Origin of the sequence: Serratia marcescens (assembly GCF_029846115.1) — a bacterium.
GTDB lineage: Bacteria > Pseudomonadota > Gammaproteobacteria > Enterobacterales > Enterobacteriaceae > Serratia > Serratia marcescens_L.
This window is the reverse complement of the sequence record NZ_JARVZZ010000001.1, coordinates 1,536,728-1,558,677: the sequence shown is the minus strand read 5'-3', so window position 1 is coordinate 1,558,677 and position 21,950 is coordinate 1,536,728. Positions and strand designations below refer to the sequence as shown.

General features: G+C 62.2%; 20 protein-coding genes. 9 read left to right on the top strand and 11 right to left on the bottom strand.

Going from position 1 to position 21,950, the window contains the following annotated elements; genetic code table 11:
• Position 1: 1 nt before the first annotated feature.
• The 6 genes from QDT79_RS07175 to QDT79_RS07150 form a co-directional block, all read right to left on the bottom strand.
• Entirely contained in the window at positions 2-799 is a 798-nt protein-coding gene (locus QDT79_RS07175) for a molybdenum cofactor biosynthesis F family protein (protein WP_308316350.1), read from the bottom strand.
• Between the two features lie 11 nt (positions 800-810).
• Positions 811-1,593, bottom strand: a complete 783-nt coding sequence (locus tag QDT79_RS07170) for an SDR family NAD(P)-dependent oxidoreductase (protein ID WP_149558923.1) — start codon at positions 1,591-1,593, stop codon at positions 811-813.
• A complete protein-coding gene (locus QDT79_RS07165) occupies positions 1,586-2,176 on the bottom strand; it encodes a DUF3156 family protein (protein ID WP_308316349.1) in 591 nt (196 codons plus the stop codon). Before QDT79_RS07165 ends, QDT79_RS07170 begins: the two co-directional genes overlap by 8 nt.
• Positions 2,151-3,644 carry an APC family permease gene (locus tag QDT79_RS07160; RefSeq protein ID WP_169318022.1) on the bottom strand — a complete coding sequence of 498 codons (1,494 nt, stop codon included), beginning with the start codon at positions 3,642-3,644 and terminating at the stop codon, positions 2,151-2,153. The genes QDT79_RS07165 and QDT79_RS07160 overlap by 26 nt, the downstream gene beginning before the upstream one ends.
• Before the next feature lie 129 nt (positions 3,645-3,773).
• Positions 3,774-4,958, bottom strand: a complete 1,185-nt coding sequence (locus QDT79_RS07155; RefSeq protein ID WP_063991500.1) for an anaerobic sulfatase maturase — start codon at positions 4,956-4,958, stop codon at positions 3,774-3,776.
• Entirely contained in the window at positions 4,955-6,667 is a 1,713-nt protein-coding gene (locus tag QDT79_RS07150) for an arylsulfatase (protein WP_308316348.1), read from the bottom strand. Before QDT79_RS07150 ends, QDT79_RS07155 begins: the two co-directional genes overlap by 4 nt.
• A gap of 482 nt (positions 6,668-7,149) precedes the next feature.
• Between QDT79_RS07150 and QDT79_RS07145 the strand changes: the two genes are divergently transcribed.
• The 4 genes from QDT79_RS07145 to QDT79_RS07130 all read left to right on the top strand — a co-directional run bounded on the left by QDT79_RS07145 (position 7,150) and on the right by QDT79_RS07130 (position 11,136).
• Positions 7,150-7,797: a helix-turn-helix transcriptional regulator gene (locus tag QDT79_RS07145; RefSeq protein WP_049294794.1), complete on the top strand. Its 648-nt coding sequence runs from the start codon at positions 7,150-7,152 to the stop codon at positions 7,795-7,797.
• A 140-nt stretch (positions 7,798-7,937) separates the two neighbouring features.
• The gene (locus QDT79_RS07140; protein WP_107226708.1) at positions 7,938-9,125 is read left to right on the top strand and encodes an MFS transporter; all 1,188 of its coding nucleotides are present in this window, start codon (positions 7,938-7,940) and stop codon (positions 9,123-9,125) included.
• Entirely contained in the window at positions 9,122-10,234 is a 1,113-nt protein-coding gene (locus QDT79_RS07135; protein ID WP_063991503.1) for a histone deacetylase-like amidohydrolase, read from the top strand. The genes QDT79_RS07140 and QDT79_RS07135 overlap by 4 nt, the downstream gene beginning before the upstream one ends.
• A 95-nt stretch (positions 10,235-10,329) precedes the next feature.
• The gene (locus QDT79_RS07130) at positions 10,330-11,136 is read left to right on the top strand and encodes an alpha/beta hydrolase (protein ID WP_107226707.1); all 807 of its coding nucleotides are present in this window, start codon (positions 10,330-10,332) and stop codon (positions 11,134-11,136) included.
• Between the two features lie 45 nt (positions 11,137-11,181).
• On the opposite strand, the gene QDT79_RS07125 is transcribed toward QDT79_RS07130, so the two are convergent.
• The 3 genes from QDT79_RS07125 to QDT79_RS07115 form a co-directional block, all read right to left on the bottom strand.
• Positions 11,182-11,547 carry a cupin domain-containing protein gene (locus QDT79_RS07125; RefSeq protein ID WP_103774085.1) on the bottom strand — a complete coding sequence of 122 codons (366 nt, stop codon included), beginning with the start codon at positions 11,545-11,547 and terminating at the stop codon, positions 11,182-11,184.
• 18 nt (positions 11,548-11,565) lie between these two features.
• Positions 11,566-12,867 (bottom strand): NAD(P)/FAD-dependent oxidoreductase, encoded by a 1,302-nt coding sequence (locus tag QDT79_RS07120; RefSeq protein WP_063991505.1) that lies wholly within the window; start codon positions 12,865-12,867, stop codon positions 11,566-11,568.
• Between the two features lie 101 nt (positions 12,868-12,968).
• Positions 12,969-13,727 (bottom strand): helix-turn-helix transcriptional regulator, encoded by a 759-nt coding sequence (locus tag QDT79_RS07115; protein ID WP_063991506.1) that lies wholly within the window; start codon positions 13,725-13,727, stop codon positions 12,969-12,971.
• A 229-nt stretch (positions 13,728-13,956) separates the two neighbouring features.
• Between QDT79_RS07115 and QDT79_RS07110 the strand changes: the two genes are divergently transcribed.
• Positions 13,957-15,084, top strand: a complete 1,128-nt coding sequence (locus tag QDT79_RS07110; RefSeq protein WP_308316347.1) for an iron-containing alcohol dehydrogenase — start codon at positions 13,957-13,959, stop codon at positions 15,082-15,084.
• A 264-nt stretch (positions 15,085-15,348) separates the two neighbouring features.
• Here QDT79_RS07110 and QDT79_RS07105 read toward each other — a convergent pair whose 3' ends face one another.
• A complete protein-coding gene (locus tag QDT79_RS07105) occupies positions 15,349-16,098 on the bottom strand; it encodes a metallophosphoesterase (RefSeq protein WP_308316346.1) in 750 nt (249 codons plus the stop codon).
• A gap of 96 nt (positions 16,099-16,194) precedes the next feature.
• Here QDT79_RS07105 and QDT79_RS07100 point away from each other — a divergent pair, with 96 nt between their 5' ends.
• Both QDT79_RS07100 and QDT79_RS07095 read left to right on the top strand, forming a co-directional pair.
• Entirely contained in the window at positions 16,195-17,217 is a 1,023-nt protein-coding gene (locus QDT79_RS07100; RefSeq protein ID WP_308316345.1) for a type IV toxin-antitoxin system AbiEi family antitoxin, read from the top strand.
• Complete coding sequence (locus QDT79_RS07095) at positions 17,171-17,995, top strand: nucleotidyl transferase AbiEii/AbiGii toxin family protein (RefSeq protein WP_063991510.1); 825 nt, start codon at positions 17,171-17,173, stop codon at positions 17,993-17,995. The genes QDT79_RS07100 and QDT79_RS07095 overlap by 47 nt, the downstream gene beginning before the upstream one ends.
• A 3-nt stretch (positions 17,996-17,998) precedes the next feature.
• Here the strand turns inward: QDT79_RS07095 and QDT79_RS07090 are convergent, their stop codons facing one another.
• Positions 17,999-18,928 (bottom strand): LysR family transcriptional regulator, encoded by a 930-nt coding sequence (locus tag QDT79_RS07090; protein WP_063991511.1) that lies wholly within the window; start codon positions 18,926-18,928, stop codon positions 17,999-18,001.
• Between the two features lie 135 nt (positions 18,929-19,063).
• Between QDT79_RS07090 and aptA the strand changes: the two genes are divergently transcribed.
• Together aptA and QDT79_RS07080 are read left to right on the top strand one after the other, a co-directional pair.
• Complete coding sequence (gene aptA, locus QDT79_RS07085; protein ID WP_308316344.1) at positions 19,064-20,404, top strand: omega-aminotransferase AptA; 1,341 nt, start codon at positions 19,064-19,066, stop codon at positions 20,402-20,404.
• A gap of 10 nt (positions 20,405-20,414) precedes the next feature.
• Positions 20,415-21,923 (top strand): CoA-acylating methylmalonate-semialdehyde dehydrogenase, encoded by a 1,509-nt coding sequence (locus tag QDT79_RS07080; protein ID WP_107226703.1) that lies wholly within the window; start codon positions 20,415-20,417, stop codon positions 21,921-21,923.
• Positions 21,924-21,950 lie beyond the last annotated feature (27 nt).

The following is a 21,950-nucleotide window of genomic DNA, read 5'->3' as shown; positions in this document are numbered from 1 at the left end:
CCTATCCTCGCGGGTGGCGCGTGGTGTTCAGCACCTGCGCATGGGCGCCGACCGCAAAGTTGCTCAGCGCGCTGAAATCGCTGCCCTGATAACCGAGGATCTTGCCGTCGGTGCGCATGCCCTGCAGATCGATCATCACCACGCCCAGCGTCGGGATGATCTTCTCGCGCCAGACGAACAGATAAAGCTGCTCCGCCACCTTCACGTAGTGGCAGCGATCGACATCCGCCAGCCCTTTCTCCACCCCGTCCAGACACTGCCAGGCGTAGAAGTTGTCGTTCAGGTAGATGTGCTCGTACCGTTCGGTCGGGCTGTAGGTGTACATATTGCGCATGCCGATCAGCTCATCGGTAAAGCCCGGTGGCGCCACGTCGGCGTCTTCCAGCGTGCCGAAGCGGAATTCGGCCTCGACCGCGGTCAGCGGCAGCCCCTGCTCCACCCGGCTGAAGGCGTCGAGCCGCGCCTGCGCTTCGTCCGGCAGTTGGCCATACACCGCGGTGAAGTTGCCCTGATTGCGGTCGCACACCAGCGTAATGCTGGCGTTGGCGCGGGCAGGATCGAGAAAATCGATGAACAGCACGCCGGGGCGAATGCTGGTGGCGCGATAGGCAACGCCGCGCCGTTCGCCCCACTCCAGCGTCTGCTCGTCGGTAAACCGGCAGCGCTGCGTCGCGCCGTCGCTAAAGCGCAGCGTCAGCGTGCTGCCCGCCAGCCCGTGCTGCCGTTCCAGCGTATTGCTGTGCGGCGCAAAGCCTTCCGCCAGCGCGCCAACCTGAATGAATACCGCTTCTGAACTCATGGAAATGCTCCTTACAGGGAAGTGAAAGCCAGGGTCGGCACATCGACGATGGTGGAGCCGCCGTCGGCCACCAGCGCCGCGCCGGTAATGATTGAAGCCTCGCTGGAACAGAGGAAACGGCAGACGCGGGCGATCTCCTCGGCGCTAGCCGGGCGGCGCAGCGGCACGTCGCGGCAGACCATCTGGTAAGCCTGCTCCAGCGAAATCTGATGGGCATCCATCAGCAGTTGCATCTCTTCGTCCGCCATCGGCGTGGTCACCCAGCCGGGGCACACCGCGTTGGCGCGCACGCCCAGCGGGCCATAGTCGCGGGCGATGGAACGCATCAGCCCGATCAACGCATGCTTGGCGGTAACGTAACCGCAGACCTCCGGCCCGGCGGCCAGCGAGGCGATCGAGGCCACGAACAGCAGGTTGCCGCCGCTTTTAATCAGCGCCGGCAGGCAGGCGCGCGCGCTGGCGAAAGCGCTGTTGAGGTTGCTGTCCATCGCCCCTTGCCACTGCGCATCGGTCATATCGGTGATGCGCTTGAAGCCCATGCCGCCGGCGCTGCCGATCAGGCAGTCGATGCGCCCGGCGTCGCGCAGAATGGCCGGCAGCAACGTGTGGTTCCAGCTCTCGCCGCTGGCGGCATCGCCCACCAGCGCCTGCGCGCCGATCTCTTGCGCCAGCGCCGCCAGCGGTTCCGGGCGGCGGCCGATGATGAACACCCGATCGCCCTGCGCCGCCAGCAGACGGGCGCAGGCAGCGCCGACGCCGGTGCCGCCGCCGGTAATCACAACCACTCTATTCATGATTCAGCTTCTCCATCAGTTGGCCGATCATCAGCAGACTGCTCAACAGCAGCCGCCGCTGTTCGGCATCCAGCCGCAGGTAGCGGCGGCCGGCCGGCAAACGGCTGACCACCTCCGATGCGGCGAAATGCTCAATCTCCACCTGCCAGCGCCCGTCTTTCACCGTCAGCCGCACGCGGCGAAAATCCAGCTGCGCCAGCGTCTCGCCGATCTGCGGGTAGCGCTGCAGGCCGTCATGCACCCGCTGCGCGGCCGCATGACGCTGGCGCAGCAGATAACGCACCCCGCGCCGCCGCAGCCAGCCGCCGGTCACCACGTCCAGCGTCAGCGGAAGTTGCATCGCGCTCGCGCCCTGCAACCGAAAGCGGTGGCTGACGATATGCGCCATAAACAGCCCCTGCACCTGTTCGCCGATCTCGATCTGTGGCCCCTGCGGCAGCGTCAGCCGCAGCAGGCTCGGTGCCAGGCGTTCGCACACGTAGGGTTCCAGGTTGCGTGCCAGACGATCCAGCGCGGCGCCCGGCCGATAGCCCGACGGCGCTCGCCGCCAGGCGCGATTAAGTGAGGGAAGTAAGCCGATCAAACTGCGCCTCCTCGTTTTCACCCTTGGCGAACGCGTTCTCCAGCACCTGCTCGACCGGCACCGGCTTGAACGGATTCACTTTTTGCACGCACAGCGTCCAGAACAGCGCATAGGCGGCGGTCAGGCCGATCATCCAGCCGAAGGGAATGTAGATATCGCTCGGGTTCATTCCCGGCGGCGTGATGTAAACGATGGCCAGCACGATGCCAACGCTGGAAACGATCTGCGGCAGCGGGAACCACGGCGATTTATAGGCGCGCGGTAGATCGGGGCGGCGTACGCGCAGGATCACCACCGAGCAGGTCACCAGCAGGTAGGCCACGCCCCAGGCGCACACCGCCGCCAGCACCAGCGGAATGATCCTGTCGAGGTTGCCCTGAATGGCGAAGGCGTGTACGCAGGGGATTAACACCGCCACCAGAATGCCGACCACCGGCGTTTTAAAGCGCGGGTGCAGATAAGCGAACATGCGCGGCAGCGCGCCGTCCAGCGCCATGCCGTACAGAATGCGCGGCACCGCCGCCATCAGCGTGTTGATGGTCGCAGCGCCCGCCAACAGCAGGCCGACGCCGAGCCAGTATTTGCCGAACTGGCCCATCACCTGGCCGGCGAACGCCGGGATGGCCATCGGCGTTTCCAGCAGGCGCGTGCCGCTGGCGGCGTCGATCACCACGTTTTCCACCTGGTGGCTGAGCGCCGCGCCATACAGCGCCATGCACACCGCCACGCCGCACAGCCCCAGCGCCATCGCGCGCGGGATCACTCGATCGCAGCGTTTGATCTCAGGCGCCATCGGCGTCACCAGCTCACAGCCGACGAACATGAACATCGCCATGCCGATCAGGCTGAACACCGCGAAGGGATCGTTCAGGTTCAGCGTGCTGCCGAACCAGCCCTCGAGCGGCACCGCATGCGGCGACAGCAGCCCGACGATGCCGAAAATCACCAGCGTGCTCCACATGGCGAAGGTCAGCACGATCTCCGCCTTGCCGAAGGCCTCGATGCCGAACGCGTTGAGCAGGCCGAACACGATTACCAGCCCGACGCCGACCATCCAGGAGGCGTTGTGGCTTTCCATCAGGGTGTTGAGGTGTTCGAAGTTCACCAGCGCCATGATGCCGGAGAGAATGGTCTCGGCGGTGCCGGCGAAGATGTGCACGATCAGGTAGGCCGACAGCGCGCCGGTGATGGCGAAAAAGCGCCCCATGCCGCAGGAGATGTAGTCGTAGACCGAACCGGAGGTCGGCAGCAGCGCCGCCGCTTCGGAGAAGGTGGTGAGCTGCGCCTGCATCATGATGAAGGCGATCAGCATCGCCAGCGCGAAGGTGTCGCCGCCGATGCCGAAGCCGCTGGTGACCGTCAGGATCACCGGGCTGGCCATGATCACCCCGACCGAACTGGCCAGGGTGGTGGGAAAGCCGACCTTGCCTCGAGCCAGGTGGGCGTGCAACCGCGACGACAGGTTCATGGTTATTTCCTCTTATAGTTTTGGCCTGATGCATGCAGGTGCTTGCAGGTTTTTCGCCGCCAGCGGCGGTAATCTCACTATAGAGAGGAAAGGAAAATGCTGACTATCGTCCTTAAGGACGAGACGCTTTCAACCTGCGGCGGCGCTCACGGCGGCGCGCCACTGCCTCGCCCCCTGCGGGCTGCGCGGGTAGGCGCGCAGCGGCGCCAGCAGCGCGGAAAAGAAGGCGTAATAGCCGGCGCAAAGCCGGTTGTAGCGATCTTCGCCCACGTGCGCCGGGCAGCCGCCCTGGCAGACGCTTTTCACGCTGCAGCGTTGGCACTCGCGGCGCAGGCTCTTGTTTTTACCGAACGGCATCTCCGCCGCCCTTGCCGCCAGGGTGGCGAGCGGCGTGTGGCGATCGGCATGGCCGAGCAGGTGCTGCGCGTTGATCAGATGATCGCAGGCGTAAAGCCGCCCGTCCGGCTCCATCACCAGATTGCCGCCGCAGCGTTCGGCGTGTACGCAACTGGGGCTGACGTGGGTGAAATACTGCGCGTAGACCTGCTCGATGTTCATCACGAAGACCTGGCCGACGTGCCCGCGGCTGCGCCAGCGGCGGTATACCGCCAGCATGAAGCGCCCCCAGTTGGCGGCGCTCAGCCCATAGCCGGCGGTGGGCGCATCCCCTTCCAGCATCAGCGGCTGGAACTGCAAATAGCGCGCCCCGATCGCCACCGCATGATCGTAGATCGCCTCGGCGCGATCCGCGACGCCGTCGTGCACCACCATCAGCAGGTTGAAGTCGATCTGATGGCGCTGCAACAGCGCAATGCCGCGCAGCGCCGCGTCATAGCTGGCGCCGCCGCGCTTGTCCGGCCGGTGGGCGTCCTGCACCTCGCGGTCGCCGTCCAGGCTGACGCCGAGGATAAAGTGATGCTGCCGGAACAGCCGGCACCAGGCGTCGTTCAGCAGGGTACCGTTAGTCTGCAGGCTGTTGCTGATCCGCACGCCCGGCGGCGCGTAGCGGCGTTGCAACGCCAGCGCCCGCTTGTAAAAACCAATCCCCGCCAGCAACGGCTCACCGCCCTGCCAGACGAAGTTGATCTCGCGGCTGTAACGCGGCTGGGCGGCGATATAGCCGCGAATAAATTCCGCCAGCAGGTCGTCGTCCATCTTGCGCGTCCGCTCTGGCTGGCGCTGCGGATAGTAGCAGTAGCGGCAGCCCAGGTTGCAGCCGGCGCCGATCGGCTTCACCAGCAAATGAAAAGGCGCCGCCGCGCGCGGTTCGCTCTCTACCGGGATCTGCTGCGCCCGCAGCTGGGCCAGGTTCATGGCGCCGCCTGCGGCAACGGTTTGTGGGTCTGCGGATCCAGGCCGATGTAGTCACCGGTGCTGGCGTCTACGCCGAGGTAGTCGATCGCTGCGCCTTTGGCTTCAATAATCATGCCCTGCTGCGCAAAGCGGCGATACGCCTCGCTCAGCCGTTTGACTTGATCCGGGTTGGCGGCGGCCAGATCGCGCGTTTCCAGCGGATCGTCATGCAGGTTGAACAGCCCCCACGGCGCCATCTGCGCCGTCGGCCCGGCCTTCACCAACCGCCGCAGCTTCCAGATACCGTCCACATAGGCGGCCTGGTTATGCAGCTCCACGCCGTAGGTCGCGCGCGGCACACCGTCGGCCTCGCCGCTGAAATAGCGCTTGAAGCTGACGCCGACCATCGGCAGCGTCGGTTTGGCCTTCAGCGATTTGTTGGCGTCGATGCCGGCATAGTCATACAACGTCGGCGCGATGTCATACACCGCCATCGGCGTGCGGTCGATGCCACCACGCCCTTTCAGCCGTGGCGCGGAGATGATGAAATCGGTATTGATGCCGCCCTGCGCGCTGGTGGTTTTGTGGTAGTTGGCGTACGGCGCATTGCTGACGTTGGCCCAGTGCGGCCCGTAGGAGATGAACGATCCCTTGCGGCCGAGGTTGGCGTAGCTGTTGTCGAACTGCCGCCAATACTCCGGCTTCGAGCCGTAGTAGAAGCCGCTGGCGGGGTTGGCGCCGTTGTCGGTGGCGAACACGATCACCGTATTTTGGTCGCGGCCGGTCTGCTTCAGGGTGTTCAGCACCGCGCCGACCTGATCGTCCATGTAAGCGATCATCGCCGCGTACACCTGCATGGTCTTGGCTTCATATTTTTGCTGCTCGGGCGTCAGCGCATTCCAGGCCTTATCCAGCGCCAGCGTCGGCATCGGCGTGCGATCGGAGATCAGCCCCAGCGCCTTCAGGCGCTGAATGCGCCGCTGATAGGCCTGCTGGTAACCGGCGTCGTATTTGCCGTCGAATTTGGCGATCCAGTCATCCGGCGCCTGCAGCGGATCGTGCGGCGCGGTAAACGCCAGATAGGCGAAGACGGGCTTGCTCTGCGGCGTATCGCGGATCCACTGTTCCAGCTGATCGGCATAGGCCTTGCTGGAATAGAAATCTTTGGGCAACGGCACGCGTTTGCCGTTCAGGGTGTAGAAGGTATGGAACGCCTCCACGGTGCCCAGCGGTTTCGCATCGTCGAAATGGCTGGTGCCGCCCCCCATAAAGGCGAAGGCGCGCTCGAAGCCGCGATCGGTCGGTTTGGCGCCGTCGACATAGCCCAGGTGCCATTTGCCCGCCATCATGGTGGCGTAACCCGCGTCGCGAAAACGCTCCGGCAATGTGGTCACGCGGTCGGTCAGCCGCATTTCATAGCCCGGCTGCGCGGCGGTGCTCTCATACCACCACATGCCACCCATGCCGGCCTGCTGGTTGGTGTTGCCGGTCATCAGCATCGACCGCGCCGGCGCCGACATCGGCGAGGTATAGTACTGGCTCATGCGCACGCCCCGTTCGGCCAGCGCCTGCAGGTTGGGCGTCGGTATCTCGCCGCCGAACGGGCTGATGTCGGAGTAGCCCATGTCGTCCACCAGAATGATCAGCACATTGGGGCGATCGGCGTCCGCCCCCTGCGCCAGGCCCGATAAGGCGCCGCTCAACGCCACCGCCAACGTTTTTTTCTGCATCGTTCGTTCCCCGTATGGTCATGCGGACTGAACAACCCGACGCCTCAGCCCGAGAAAGGTCATCATTTTTTCGTCTTATACGTTTGGCGCCGCCTGGCGCTATCTTCAATTCGCAGTGTAGGAAGCAGCGGAAAAGCCTGGCTATCGTTCTTAAGAACGAGGAACGGCTCCACTCGTGCCGGTTGTAGCACGCGCAGGGTGGCGAGGGCTTCGTCCGGGCAAGCACTGAAAAGCGCTGTAAATTCAGCGGGAAAAGTGGTGAATTATTTCATTAACCTATTAATGAAAATCGCGGAAAATCCGCCATGAAAAGCCCTGATTAACGCAGTGTCATCTTGTTATTTATGTGTTTTATTGCAATCGGCCTCACGTTGTTAATATGTTTTTATTGTGTTGCCAAATTGCTACAACTATGCTTGTATCGTTCATATATTGACCGGCAACCTTCTCCAGATTGAATGATAAAGGGAGGAACACGAATCATGCACAGCACCGCATCCGATGCCTTTATCAACAGTTGTTTGGCGACCATTACGCACCTGATCCCGGTGTCTGCCGGGGTGTTTTATCTGGTCGATCGCGACCTGCGGCCGGATCACTACATCCTGCACGGCATGCCCGATAAAACGCATCAGCAGTACCTGAACCACTTCCAGCAGATAGATCCGCTGCAGCCGGCCAATTTCCATCGCCAGGACATCACCATGGTCGGCATGAGCCCGGCGGCGATCGCCGGCAACCGCCGCTATTACCACGACTTTATGCTGCCGAACGACATGCGCGACATGACGGAGATCTTCATCCGCCAGCGCAAGCGCATCGTCGCCGGGGTATCGCTGATCCGCGATACGCCGTTCACTGAAGTGGAGCGCGGCCGCCTGCGCGCGGTGCTGCCGCTGATCGAGCTGGCGACGCGCGATCTGTTGCCCGACAGCGAGGCACAGTTGCTGACCGCCAAAGAGCAAGAGATTGTCAACCTGGTGCGCGAAGGCGCCAGCAATAAGCGCATCGCCCTGAAGCTGGGCATTTCGCTGTCCACGGTGAAAACCCATATGCGCAATATTTTCGCCAAAACCGACGTGGTGAACCGCACCGAACTGGTCGCCGGCGGCTTTCTCGCCCACGGTTAACGCCTGATCACGGCCGCCGCTGCCGGCGGCCGGAAAATAACGCCAGAACGTATTCGCCATTTATGGCGCGGCCTCCCCTTGCCCGCAATCGGGCCAGGCGGGTTATTTCATCGTCACTTAACGCTTGGGGAATAAGGTTTATGTCCAGTGATTCGGTTTCCGCGCCCGCCGTCGGCGCGGCGCTCCCCTGCCCGCCGCGGCTGCTGACCGCCATTATCGTCTTCGCCGCCATCGCGCCGGGCATTCTGATGACCGCCCCCGCCGTGGCCGCCCAGCTCGCCGCGCAGTGGCAGCTCGGCCCGGCGCAGATCGGCCACCTGTTCTCCACCGAACTCGGCGCCATGAGCCTGGCCACGCTGCCGGCGTGGTGGTGGATCGGGCGCATCAACTGGCGGCGGGTCGCGACGCTGTCGGCGCTGGTGTTTATCGTCGGTAACCTGGTTTCGGCACTGGTGCAAGATTTTACCCTGCTGCTGCCGCTGCGCTTTATCGCCTCGCTGGCGGGTGGCACTCTGATGATCCTGTGCATCACCTGCGCCGCCGGCACCGCCAACCCCAGCCGGGTCTATGCCTTCTGGGTGCTTGGCCAGCTGGTGCTGGGCGCGGTCGGGCTGCTGGTGCTGCCGCCGCTGTTCGCGCATTTCGGCCTGATGGCGGTCTACCTGATTCTGGCGGCCATCATGCTGTGCTGCCTGCCACTCATCCCGGCGTTCCCCAACGGTTTCACCGCCGCCCGCTCCGCCCGCAGCGGCCCCGCCGCCTCGCTGGCGCGCAAGCTGTGCGCCGTGCTGGCGGTACTGACCTTTTACATCAGCCTGAGCGCGGTCTGGACTTTTATCGGCGGCATCGCCGCCGGCGCCGGGCTGTCGCCAGCCCACAGCGGCCAGGTGCTGGCCGTCGCCACCTTGCTCGGCATCGTCGGCGCGGGGGCCGCGGCGTTGATCGGGGCGCGCTTCGGCGGCGGACGCCTGATCGTACTGGGGTACGCCCTGCTGCTGGCCAGCGTGGCGCTGCTGACGGGCCAGCCCCTGCTGCTGCGCTTCGCCCTGGCGGCCCTGCTGTTCAAATTCACCTGGACCTTCGTGCTGCCGTTCATTCTGGCGCGGGTCGCCGGGTTGGATAACGACGGCAAGCTGATGAACGGCATCAACCTGGTGATCGGCGGCGGCATGGCCATCGGCCCGACGCTGGCCGGCTCTCTTATCGAATCTTTCGGCGGTTTCAACGCCTTGCTGTTCGGCGCGCTGGGCTGCGCGCTGCTGTCGCTGCTGTTGATTTCGCTGGCTTCACCGCGCGCACCGCGCCGTATAACAGGAGGAGAAAGGTGAAAAGAACAACCGGTTTCTTGTTTGATGAACGCTGTTTCTGGCACAGCACCGGCCTGCACGCCACCACCTTGCCGGTCGGCGGCTGGGTGCAACCGCCCTCGGGCGCCGGCCATGCCGAGTCGCCGGAAACCAAACGGCGCATGAAGAACCTGATGGACGTATCCGGCCTGTCGCGCCAGCTCACCCTGCTGAGCGCCGAACCGGCGACGGAAGAAGACCTGCTGCGCATTCACCCCGCCCACTACCTGCAGCGCTTCAAACAGGTGAGCGACAGCGGCGGCGGCCTGCTGGGGGAGGAAGCGCCGCTGGGGCCGGGCAGCTATGAAATCGCCAAACTCTCCGCCGGGCTGGCCTGTGCGGCGGTGGAGGCGGTGCTGCAGGGCGAACTGGATAACGCCTATGCGCTGTCGCGCCCGCCGGGCCACCACTGCCTGCCGGATCAATCGATGGGCTTCTGCTTCCTTGCCAATATTCCCATCGCCATCGAGCGCGCCAAGGCCCGCCATGGCCTCGGCAAGGTGGCGGTGCTCGACTGGGACGTGCACCACGGCAACGGCACCCAGCACATCTATTGGCAACGCGGCGACGTGCTGACGCTGTCGCTGCATCAGGACGGCTGCTTCCCGGCGGGCTATTCCGGCGAGCAGGATCGCGGTGAAGGTGACGGGGCGGGCTGCAACGTTAACGTGCCGATGCTGGCCGGCGCCGGCGACGACGGCTACCTGCACGCCATGCGGCGCATCATCATCCCGGCGCTGGAAAAATTCGAGCCGGAGCTGATCATCGTCGCCTGCGGCTACGACGCCAACGCCCTCGATCCGCTGGCACGCATGCAGTTACACAGCGACAGCTTCCGCGCCATGACTGCGCTGGTGCAGGACGCCGCCGACCGGCTGTGCAGCGGAAAGCTGGTGATGGTGCACGAAGGCGGCTACGCCGAATCCTACGTGCCGTTCTGCGGGCTGGCGGTGATGGAACAGCTGAGCGGCGTGCGCACTGAAGTGCAGGATCCGCTGCTGGCGTTTATCCAGCAACAGCAGCCGCGCGACGCCTTCAACCGCTTCCAGCGCGAAGCGCTCGATGCGCTGGCGCGCCAGTTCGGTTTGTAACCTCCTCTCTGCGGGCGCCGCACCCGGCGCCCCTGACAACCTCGCTGCCAGCCGCTACGCTGAAGGGCAACCCTACCCACCATGAGAACAATAACATGCCCGAACAAACCGTCAGCTTTATCAAAGGCCGTCACGGCGACATTGCCGTGCACGACTGGGGAAACGACCAGCCGCGCTATCTGGCGCTGCTGATACACGGCTACGGCGAGCATCTCGGCCGTTACCAATACGTGGCGCGCACGCTGCAGGCGCAGGGCGCGCGGGTGTTCGGCCCCGACCATCTCGGCCACGGCCTGTCGCAGGGCGAACGCGTGCTGATCGAGGATTATGACGCCGTGGTCGACGACGTGCAGCGCGTAGTCAGCCATTTTCGGCAGCAATACCCCACCTTGCCGCTGGTGGTGATCGGCCACTCGATGGGCGGCATGATCGCCACCCGCTACGTGCAGCGCTACGGCGAGGAAGTGCACGCATTGGTGTTGTCCGGCCCGCTGCTCGGCGACAGAACGGCGATCTCCGACCTGGCCGAACTGCCGGCGATCCCCGACGCGCCGCTGGATACCGCCACCCTGGCGCGCGATCCGGCGGTTGGCGCGGCGTATCAGGAAGATCCGCTGGTGTGGCACGGGCCGTTCAAGCGCCCCACCCTGCGCGCCATGCAGCGGATCCTCGCCGCCATCAACGCCGGGCCGGGCTTCGGCGCACTGCCCACGCTGTGGATCCACGGCGACGACGATCGGCTGGTGCTGATGAGCGAAACGCAAACCGCGCTCGATCGTCTGCGCGGCAACGATTTCGAACGGATGATCAATGCGGGCGGGCGGCACGAGAGCTTTAACGAAACCAATAAGGATCAGATCCTCAAGCGGGTGACCGATTTTATTGCGCGGGCGTTAGGCTAAGGTGCTCCCCCTCGGCATTCAGCATGCTGAGGGGGCATGACGACGTCAGCCTTCGACGATGGCGAGGTAGTGTTTGACGAAGCGATCCGAGGTGATGTCCCAGCGCACCGGGGTGCCCTTCTCGACGAACCAGGAATCGCCGGCCTGATACTGCATCGATTCGCCGGTGCGTTCGTTGGTCAGGGTCGCGCTGCCTTCCCACACCGTGGCGTGCTCGGCAAACGGATACTCCATCACGAAGCTGCCGCGGGTGCAGCTGAACACGCCGCAGTTCAGGTTATCGGTCGGTTCGCCGAAGATGCTGGCCACGCCGACGGTCGGCGTGCCGGCGATCACCGTGGCGCCCAGGTTGCTGACGCTGCCGATCTCCAGCAGTTCCGGCAGCGGTTGTTTAAGCAGTAACGGTTTCATGTCATTCTCCTCTGAGGGTTAACGGCGGCCTTTCCAGTAGCCGGATGTCTGGTGCCAAACCTTACCGGCGGTGGTCATCACCCGCCGCAGCTTGTCCTTGCCGAAGATGTTGACGTGCGGGATCGAGCTCATCAGATCGTAACGATCGGATCCTTCGCTCATGCCCTCCGCCAGCACCTTGCACACGATGTGGCTCGGCGTCACGCCGAAGCCGGAGTAGCCCTGCACGTAAAACACATTGTCGCGATCCGGCAGCGTGCCGATCTGCGGGAACAGGTTGGCGCTGCAGCACAGCGGGCCGCCCCAGGCCAGATCGATCTTCACGTCTTTCAGGTACGGGAACACCTTCAGCATCAGGTTGCGGTTCCAGGCCTTGAGATCCGACGGGAAATATTCGATCAGGCGGGTGGCGCTGCCGAACAGCAGCCGGTTTTCGTTGGTCACCCGGTAATAGTCGATCACCGGGCGGATGTCGCTGTAGGCGCCGCGGATCGGGCTGATCTGGCGGATCAGATCGTCAGACAGCGGCTCGGTGGCCAGCTGGAAGGCGTAGGTATTGATGGTCTTGCGGTAGATCTGCGGCTCCATGCCGTTGAGGAAGCCGTTGCAGGCCCACAGCATCTTGTTGGCGCGCACCGAGCCCATGGCGGTGCGCACCGTGATGCGCGGCCCGTACTCCACGTTGAGCACGCTGCTGTTCTCGAAGATTTTCACCCCGTAGCCGCTCAGCGCCTTGGCCTCGCCCAGCAGCAGGTTGAGCGAATGCACGTGGCCGCCGCCCATGTGTTTCAGCGCGCAGGTGTAAGCGTCGGAGCCCACCACCTGCTTCACCTCCGCCCCGGTGTAGAGCTCAATCTCCTCCTGCGGCGCTACCGCCTTGAACTCCTTCAGCCAGCCGCGCAGGGTCTTCTCCTGGCGCGCGTTGCTGCCGAGATAGCCGTAGCCGAAGCAGAAGTCGGCGTCGATGTCATATTTCTTGATGCGCTCGCGGATAATGCCGGCGCCGAGGTTGCTGATTTTGAAGATGGTTTCCAGCCCGGCCGGGCCAACGTGGCGCTTGATCTTCTCCAGATCGTGGCCGATGCCGGCCATCACCTGACCGCCGTTGCGCCCGGTGCCGCCGTAGCCCAGATAGCGGCCTTCGAGAATGGCGATGTTGGTGATGCCCTTCTCCGCCAGCTCCAGCGCGCTGTTGATGCCGGAGAAGCCGCCGCCGATGATCACCACGTCGACGTCCAGATCCTCTTCCAGCGTCGGGAAGCGCAGATCGTATTTTTTGGTCGCCGCGTAGTAGGTTAAGGACTCGATTTCGTTGTTCACTGCCGCACTCCCGATTGCCTATGCTATGACATCGGATTATCGGGAGCAGTGGATTAGTCCGCTATGTCCCCTTAGGGACATTCGCTACAAAAAATTAACATTCACGCGCTGCGGCGCTGCGGGGCGGTCAGCAACAGGCTGAACAGTTCGGCCTGCGAGCCGATGTTCAGCTTGCCGTAGATGTTCTTGCGGTGATTTTTTACCGTGCCGAGGCTGATGAACAGCCGGTCGGCAATCTGCTGCGAACCGCAGCCGGCGAGGATCAGATCGACGATCTCGCGCTCGCGCGGCGTCAGCAGATAACGCGCCTGCGCGCCATCGTCGTTCCCCATGTCGGCCTCGGCCGGTGCCGCCACCACTTCGCCGTGCAGCCGCGCCACGCTTTTCACCAGCGTCAGCGCGCTGCGCAGATCCGCCCGCTGCGGGTAGCGCACCGCCACCGTGCGGCACGCCGAGCCGAAGAACACCCCCAGCCCGCGCTCCGGCGTCAGCTGCAGCAGTACGCCGGCCTCATCGTGCCAGCCGGTCTTGCGATAAAAATTACGGTAATAGTCGCTGTGATAAAACCCGCAGGGCGCCAGCTGGCGCAGCGTGAGCACCTCGCCTTCGCCGCCGTCGTTCAGCGCGCGGTAAAACGGATCCTGCAGATAGGCGCCCTGTTGGTAGATCTGGTTAACCGCATCGCTGTTTTCCCGCTCGGTTTTGATCAGGCAGCGCGGCGGCCGGCCGCGTTCGAAGGCATAGACGATGGCGTTGTCGAAGGCGAAAAAACCTTCCAGCCAATTCAACAGGCTGGGATAAAAGCGCGGGCTGGCCACCGCATCGATCACCGCAGACAAGCGTTCAACCTGAATATCCATACCCGCCTCGCCATTATTAATACATTAACAATCTACCGATTTCGGATGGGGTTAGCCGCATGGCGGCCAGTACTGTTAAAAAAAGCATCCGGCGCGCCGAAATGCAAGAACGCGATCGTTTACATGTTAAACAACTCACAAGTTGCCGCAGCGGGGAAAGCGGTGGCCGCTCCGCGCCCGCTGGCTTATGCTGTGGCATCGCGCCCTGCAACGCCGTCAAGGAGACCTCATGTCCGTCAGCCACATCATCGCCAACCGTCAGACCTGGTTCGGCCACGGCAGCATCCAGCAGCTGCCGCCGCTGCTGCTTGCCGATCCGCAGCCGACGCTGCTGTTCAGCTGCCGATCTTTTCTCAACGGCCCGGTGTACGCCGGCCTGCGCGAATCGCTGACGCCGCTGCTCATCGGCACCGAGATCGTCAGCCACGAGGCGTCGCCGCAGGAAATAGACGCCTGGGTGGCGCGCTGGCGCGGCCAGGCACGGCGCGTGGTGGCCATCGGCGGCGGCAGCGTGCTGGATGCCGCCAAGGCGTTCTCCGCGCTGGTGGAGCATCCGCTGCCGACGCTGCGCTATATGGAAAAAGTGGGCGACAGCAAAATCAGCGGCGCCACCCTGCCGCTGATCGCCATTCCCACCACCGCCGGCACCGGCAGCGAGGTGACGCAGAACGCGGTGATCACCGACACCCAGGTCAGCAAAGTGAAAGCCTCGCTGCGCCACAATAACTTCGTGCCGTACACCGCCATTCTCGATCCGCAGCTGCTGGCCGGCGCGCCGGACAAGGTGCTGGCCTACTGCGCCATCGACGCTTTTACCCACCTGTTCGAGGCCTATCTGTCGAAAACCGCCGGCGCCATGACGCGCGACATGTCGCTGAGCGGCATCCGCCATTTCCTTGCCGCCTGGCCGGCGCTCAACCGCAGCGACGCGGCGCGCGAAGCGATTATGCAAGCTTCGTACCTCGGGGGGCTGACGCTGAGCGCCGCCGGGCTGGGGGTGATCCACGGCATCGCCGGCGAGATCGGCGCGCTGCGCGACTACCACCACGGCCAGGTCTGCGGCCGCCTGCTGCTGCCGTTCCTTGCCCTGCTGGAAAGCAGCGAACAGCCGCAGCAACGCGCGCTGATGGCCGAGCTGGCCGCGCGCCTGTACCCGCACTGGCAGGGCAGCCCGGAGAGCTACCTGACCGATTTCATCACCCGCCACGCCATCGCGCCGTTCTGGCAGGACGATTTGCCGATTTCCGGCCAGGAATTGGCGGTGGCGCTGGAGAAATCCAACAGCAAGAATTCCTGGATCGACTATGCGCCGGCACAGCGGCAACGGATGATCGAAGAGGCGTTTCGCGTCGAATGATTATTTCTACCCTAAATAGTTGGAGCTGCATCCCGGCGGCAAGAGGTGGCTCGCCAGGAGCTTACTCAAGTAAGTGACTGGCGTACGCACTCGCAGCCAACACAGATGCAGTTTCAAGTATGACGGGTATAATCAGATCAACGTACTAGCAGGAGTTAAGGAAATGGGCATCATCGGCTGGATCTTCGCCGGCATCGCGGTCGGCATCCTGGTCGGCGCGCTGATCAGAATCTTCGGCAAGAAGAAAGAGCAGTAAGCGACTTTTCAACAACAAGCAGCATCAACTGCCTGCTCGACAATACCGTCTTTTCTCAACAAATAGCGGCGGTGTGTTCCCAGTTCGAGCAGGCAAAGCGCCCCACGGTTGGCGATATCAAACGCGCCATAATCCAGGTTGCACATATTGCCCAATTGGCGTGCACCTTCACTTGGCGTATGCCCGCACAGTACATAACCGACATTCATTATTGGCCCATCGTATTTGGCACGGTTACGCCGGCGCCCAAAAAGACAGCTATGCGTACTCACCGGGTCTCCAGATTGCAACCCTGTAAGGAACGTTTCGAGGCAATCTATTTCAGGAGGCACCTCAGCATGAATCACGCAATAATCGACTTGAGCGACGGTGAGTTTAATCACCCAAGGGAGCATCATGGCTAGCTGCTGGCAGCGGTACCGCATCGCATCGTCCAGTTCAAAAAACCAATCCCCGCCCATCATCTTCCATCTCTGAGCGATCTCACTTTGCCGTTGGCTCTCGGTCGCTTGCCTATAATCAAGCAGCACTTTCTCATGATTGCCCAATACAGAAAAAAACCAGGGCTGCTCAAGTAATGTCAGACACCCCAAACTGTTCGTGCCACGATCGATTAAGTCACCCACGGCAACCAGACGATCACGGCGTGTGTCGAACCCGACATGCTCAAGCAGCACACGTAACTCATCCAGGCAGCCGTGCAGATCGCCAACGGCAAAATCTCGTCCCTGTTCATTCTTGGCCAATTCGGTAATCATCCTTCCTCACCTGTCGAGTAATCACTTGCAGCACACCACTTTTGTTCATAGTATTAATTCGTTCACGACTCATGAACAAAAGGAGAGTATGAACAAATGTATAAACCAGGAACCGAAGATGCACTTTTGACAGCAGTAAGCGCGAATTTGCCGACCAACCTGCACCTGACGGTGAAACGCTCTTTGAACAATGAGGGCTACGACGGTCTGGCAATCCTGACTGTCGGACGCGATCAAACCTTTGACTTCAAGATAGAGATAAAATCGATTCACCGGAAAGAAAATCTCTTTTTGCTGAAAAAAGCATGGCACGACGATGCAACAGACCAACGTCTGCTTATCTGCCCTCACCTAACCGCCGCTCAAGCCGAGATTTGTGAAGAACTGCGTCTCAATTTTATTGATGCCGCCGGTAATGCCAGCATCGTTACTAAAGGGCTGTTTCTGCGTATTTCCGGCAAAAAGCCGGTTAAATCCCTCACTAATAGTGATAATAGTGCAGCCAGAATCAGTGAAGGAACACTAAAACTGCTGCTGGTGTTGTTAAACGACGAACAGGCGATCAATGCAACCTATCGCGAACTCTCCGCCGCTGCGGGCATCTCACTGGGGATGGTCAGTAAGGCATTCGAGTATCTGGAAAGTCAGCGCTATTACCGCAAATCGAAAAGCGGACGCAGATTATTGTCACCTGAATCGCTGACGGCGCTTTGGCTGCGTGAATATGCAGTCATGATCCGACCAAAGTTAAAAAGGCTAAATCTGGTAGCACCAACAAACTGGCAAGACCTGACGTTGAAGCCAAACGAGATTTGGGGAGGAGAAGCGGCCGCGGCGCTGCTAACCGAAGGTTATCTTTACCCCGAGACCCTGATGCTGTTTACCCACACCCCATTGCAGCAACGTAGAAAAGAGCTGGGTATGCTTCCTCAGCAACATGGCGGGCTGCAAATGACCGGTGCATTTTGGGGTGAGACGCTGAAACTCACCCTACGTTCTCAGGCCATGCTCAGCATCGCTGAATTACTCGCCAGCCGAGATAGCCGTAATCTCGAAGTCGCCAGGATGATAAATGACAAATACCTTGGTCTTACAGATAGCGCTCTCTTCAGAGACTGAAAGGCTGCTCACGCAAATTGTCACCGTTTGCGCGCAGCAAAATGTGGCTTTCTTCGTTGCGGGCGCAACGGCACGCGAAGTGCTGATACATCATATCCATGGCCGAAGGCCGGGGCGCAGGACCAGCGACATTGATATCGCCATCTTTGTCGATGATTGGTCGTCGTTTACGGACCTGCAGACGGCTTTCATCGCCGAAGGCGCAACAACCACAAAAGGCAACCCGCACCATTTGATCTGGGCGGAAAACCACTTGGATATCATTCCGTTCGGCGGCGTAGCGGAAGAGAATAAAATCGCCTGGCCTCCCGACCGAGCGATAGTCATGAATGTCGACGGCTTCCGGGAAGCCTTTGAGCATACGGTCGTCGTGCGCTTGTTTAACGGTGCTGAACTGCCGTTTTGCTCTTTACCGGGATTAGCCATGCTAAAAATTTTCGCCTGGCAAGCCCGCGGACATGGGAACGGGAAGGACGCCATCGACCTTTTCACCATCATTAGCGAATATGGCAATATTGAAGAAGAACGCATTTGGGACGCCCCGCTTGAAGAGGAAGACCTGGGCACGGATCTGGAGAGAATGGGTGCATTTCTGCTTGGTCTCGATATTGCCGCACTTCTGCAACAAAGTTCACACGGCATTACTGCCGCTCAATTATTGTCGCTGCAAAGCCATAAAATTGTCGATGCGATTGTCTCCCAAAATACCCGGGAAACCCCAGATCGCATTGAACAACTGGTCGAGGATTTTTGGCACGGCATCGCGTTCAGGGAATAATCCTCATTCCATTCCGTGGGCCGCCAGCAGGCACTCATGGAACAGCTTCACCACCCGCTGCGGCACCGGCGAGCGGCGCAGCACGCTGGAGTATTCGCAGTGATAGCGGAACAGCGCCGGTTTGATCGCCCGCATCAGGTTCTGCGCCACGAAAAACGCCGCGTAGTGATCCGGCAAAAAGCCGACGTATTTGCCGGACAGGATCAGCGTGGCGATCGACTCCTGCGCGAACCCCGTCGCCTTGCGATGCAAATGTTGCTGCAGGCTCAGTTCCATATTCGGCGAATGGTAGCCTAATCCGGCGAAGGCATAATTGTGCAGCAGATCCCAATTTAACGTTTCATGGGGGGCGGAAAATAATTCATGCTGCGCGCCGCAATATAAGAACATCCTCTCACTGAATAACGAATGATAAGATAAACTTTCCGCGCTGCGATGCATGGGAATAACGCCAACCTGAAATTGTCCGTCAATGACGCCGCGTTCAATGGTATTAATCGGCTCCACGTACATTTGCAAAGAAACCTCCGGCGCACGCTCGCTGAATAACGCGATGGCCCGGCCGATCTGCGCCTGCGGATTGCTGACCGTATGGTCGAAGATCGCCACGTGCAGCTGCCCACCCATGCGCTGGTGCACCTCGTCCACCCCGCGCCGGAACGCCTCGGTGGCCGCCAGCAGGTTGACGGTTTCCTGGTAGATCAACAGCCCCTCATCAGTGACTGCAAAGCCCTCACGCCCGCGCTGACACAGCGTCAGACCCAGCCGCTGCTCCAGATCCTTGATGTGCTTGCTGATGGTCGACAGGCTGATGTTCAGCTCCAGTTCGGCGGCGCTCATGCCGCCGCAGTCGACCACGGCCTTGAATACCCGCAGCAAACGCAGATCCATATCCGACAATTGCCCTAACAGCGCGCGCTTTTTTACTTGCATAAAACCTTAAGTAAGTTTCGACATATGATTATTCACAGTAGAGAACAAGCGGTACATAGTCAATTTCGCACAACAATTCGTTAACAACTCGGTTTATTTCATTAATCGCTCTTATTTTCCTGTTCGGAGGAAAACATGGCCGCTGAAAATCACCCGCTAAATAGTCTCGATGCCGAAGGGTTAGAGGCCCATTGGATGCCTTTTACCGGTAACCGTAATTTTAAAGCGCAGCCGCGCATCATTACTCAAGCCGCGGGGGCGTATTACACCAGCCATGACGGCAGAAAGATTTTCGACGGCCTGTCCGGATTATGGTGTTGCGGATTGGGGCACGGCCGGCAGGAAATCACCGACGCCGCCCAGCGCCAGCTGGCGACGCTGGATTACTCGCCGGCGTTTCAATTCGGCCACCCGCTGTCGTTCGAACTGGCCAACAAGATCAAGACACTGACGCCGGCAGGGTTGGATTACGTGTTCTTCACCGGCTCCGGATCGGAAGCGGCGGACACCTCGCTGAAAATGGCGCGCGCTTACTGGCGCGCCAAAGGCCAGGCGGGCAAAACCTGCTTTATCGGCCGGGAAAAGGGCTATCACGGCGTTAACTTCGGCGGTATCTCGGTCGGCGGCATCGCCGGCAACCGCAAGACGTTCGGCGCAGGCGCCGAGGCGGACCACCTGCCGCACACCCTGCTGGCCGGCAACGCCTTTTCGCGCGGCATGCCGCAACAGGGGGCAGAGCTGGCGGAAGAGCTCAACCGCATCATCGCGCTGCGCGACGCCTCAACGATCGCTGCGGTGATCGTCGAACCCTTCTCCGGCTCCGCCGGGGTGATCGTGCCGCCGGTCGGCTACCTGCAGCGCCTGCGCGAGATCTGTACCCAGCATGACATCCTGCTGATCTTCGACGAAGTGATCACCGCCTTCGGCCGCTGCGGCGCGATGACCGGCGCCGAGGCGTTCGGCGTCACACCGGACATCATGAACATCGCCAAACAGGTGACCAACGGCGCGCAGCCGATGGGCGCGGTGGTGGTGCGGCCGGAGATCTACCACACCTTCATGAACGGCGGCGAGCCGGACTACCAGCTCGAATTCCCGCACGGCTACACCTACTCCGCCCACCCGGTCAGCTGCGCGGTCGCGCTGGCGACGCTGGACATCCTGCAGCGCGAACAGATGGTGGAGCGCGTACAGGCGCTGGCGCCCTACTTCGAGCGCGCGGTGCACAGCCTGCAGGGAGCCAAACACGTCGCCGACATTCGCAACATCGGCCTGGCGGCCGGCATTACGCTGGCGGCACGGCCCGGCGAACCGGCGCGGCGCCCCTTCGAGGCGGCGATGCGCTGCTGGGAAAGCGGGTTTTACGTGCGCTACGGCGGCGACACCCTGCAGCTGGCGCCGCCGTTCATCAGCAGCGAAGCGCAGATCGATGCGCTGATCAACGCCGTGGGCGACGCCCTCAACGCCACCGAATAAGGAGAGAACCATGACCATTACCCATTGGATCAACGGCGAGCCCGCCGCCGGCGGCGAACGCAGCCAGCCGGTTTACGACCCGGCCACCGGCCAATCGGCGCAGGAGGTGCAGCTGGCCGACCGCGCCACGGTGGAGCGCGCCATTGCCGCCGCCGAACAGGCCTATCCCGCCTGGCGCGACACCCCGCCGCTGAAGCGCGCGCGCATCATGATGAAGCTCAAGGATCTGCTGGAGCAGCACGCCGACGCCATCTGCCAACTGATCACCGCCGAGCACGGCAAGGTGCTCAGCGACGCCCTGGGCGAACTGCAGCGCGGCATCGAGAATATCGAATATGCCGGCTATGTGCCGGAGCTGCTGAAGGGCGAACACAGCAAAGAGGCCGGCCCGGGCATCGACAGCTGGAGCGAGTTTCAACCGCTGGGGGTGGTGGCGGGCATCACGCCGTTCAACTTCCCGGCGATGGTGCCGCTGTGGATGTGGCCGATGGCGGTGGCGTGCGGCAACACCTTCGTGCTGAAGCCTTCCGAGCGCGTGCCTTCCGCCGCGCTGTATATCGCACGGCTGGCGGCGGAAGCCGGGCTGCCGCCGGGGGTGCTCAACGTGGTCAACGGCGATCGCGAAGCGGTGGAGACGCTGCTGCATGACGGGCGCGTCAAAGCGATAAGCTTCGTCGGTTCGACGCCGGTGGCGGAACACATCTATCACACCGGCTGCGCGCAGAACAAACGGGTGCAGGCGTTGGGCGGCGCCAAGAACCACGCGGTGGTGCTGCCGGACGCCGATATCCCCGGCGCGGTCGGCGCGCTGATGGGCGCCGCCTTCGGCTCCTGCGGCCAGCGTTGCATGGCCATCCCGCTGGTGGTGGCGGTGGGCGACGGCACCGCTGAAGCGCTGATCGCCGGGCTACGGAAACAGATGGCCGCCATGCGCGTCGGCCCCGGCAGCGACAACCGCAACGACATGGGGCCGCTGGTGACCCAACAGCATTATCAGAAGGTCAAAGGCTATATCGATCAGGGCGTGGCCGAAGGCGCCGAGCTGCTGGTGGACGGCCGCGAACTGAGCGTGATCGGCGCCGACGGCCGCCCCAGCCAGGGGTATTTCCTCGGCCCGACGCTGTTCGATCGCGTGACGCCCGGCATGCGAATCTATCAGGAGGAGATCTTCGGCCCGGTGCTCGGCGTGGTGCGCGCGGCGTCGCTGCCGGAGGCGATGGCCTTGATCGACGCCCACGAATACGGCAACGGCACCTGCCTGTTCACCCGCGACGGCGAAGCGGCGCGCTACTTCTCCAGCCGCATTCAGGTCGGCATGGTGGGGATCAACGTGGCGCTGCCAGTGCCGGTGGCCTACCACTCGTTCGGCGGCTGGAAACGCTCGCTGTTCGGCGATCTGCACGCCTACGGCCCGGACGCGGTCAGGTTCTACACCAAACGCAAGACCGTGACCCAGCGCTGGCCGGCCTCCGGCGATGCCCGGCGCGCCAGCTTCAGCTTCCCGTCGGGACAGGGGTAATCCCAGCATAACGAAAAGTCCCTTCCG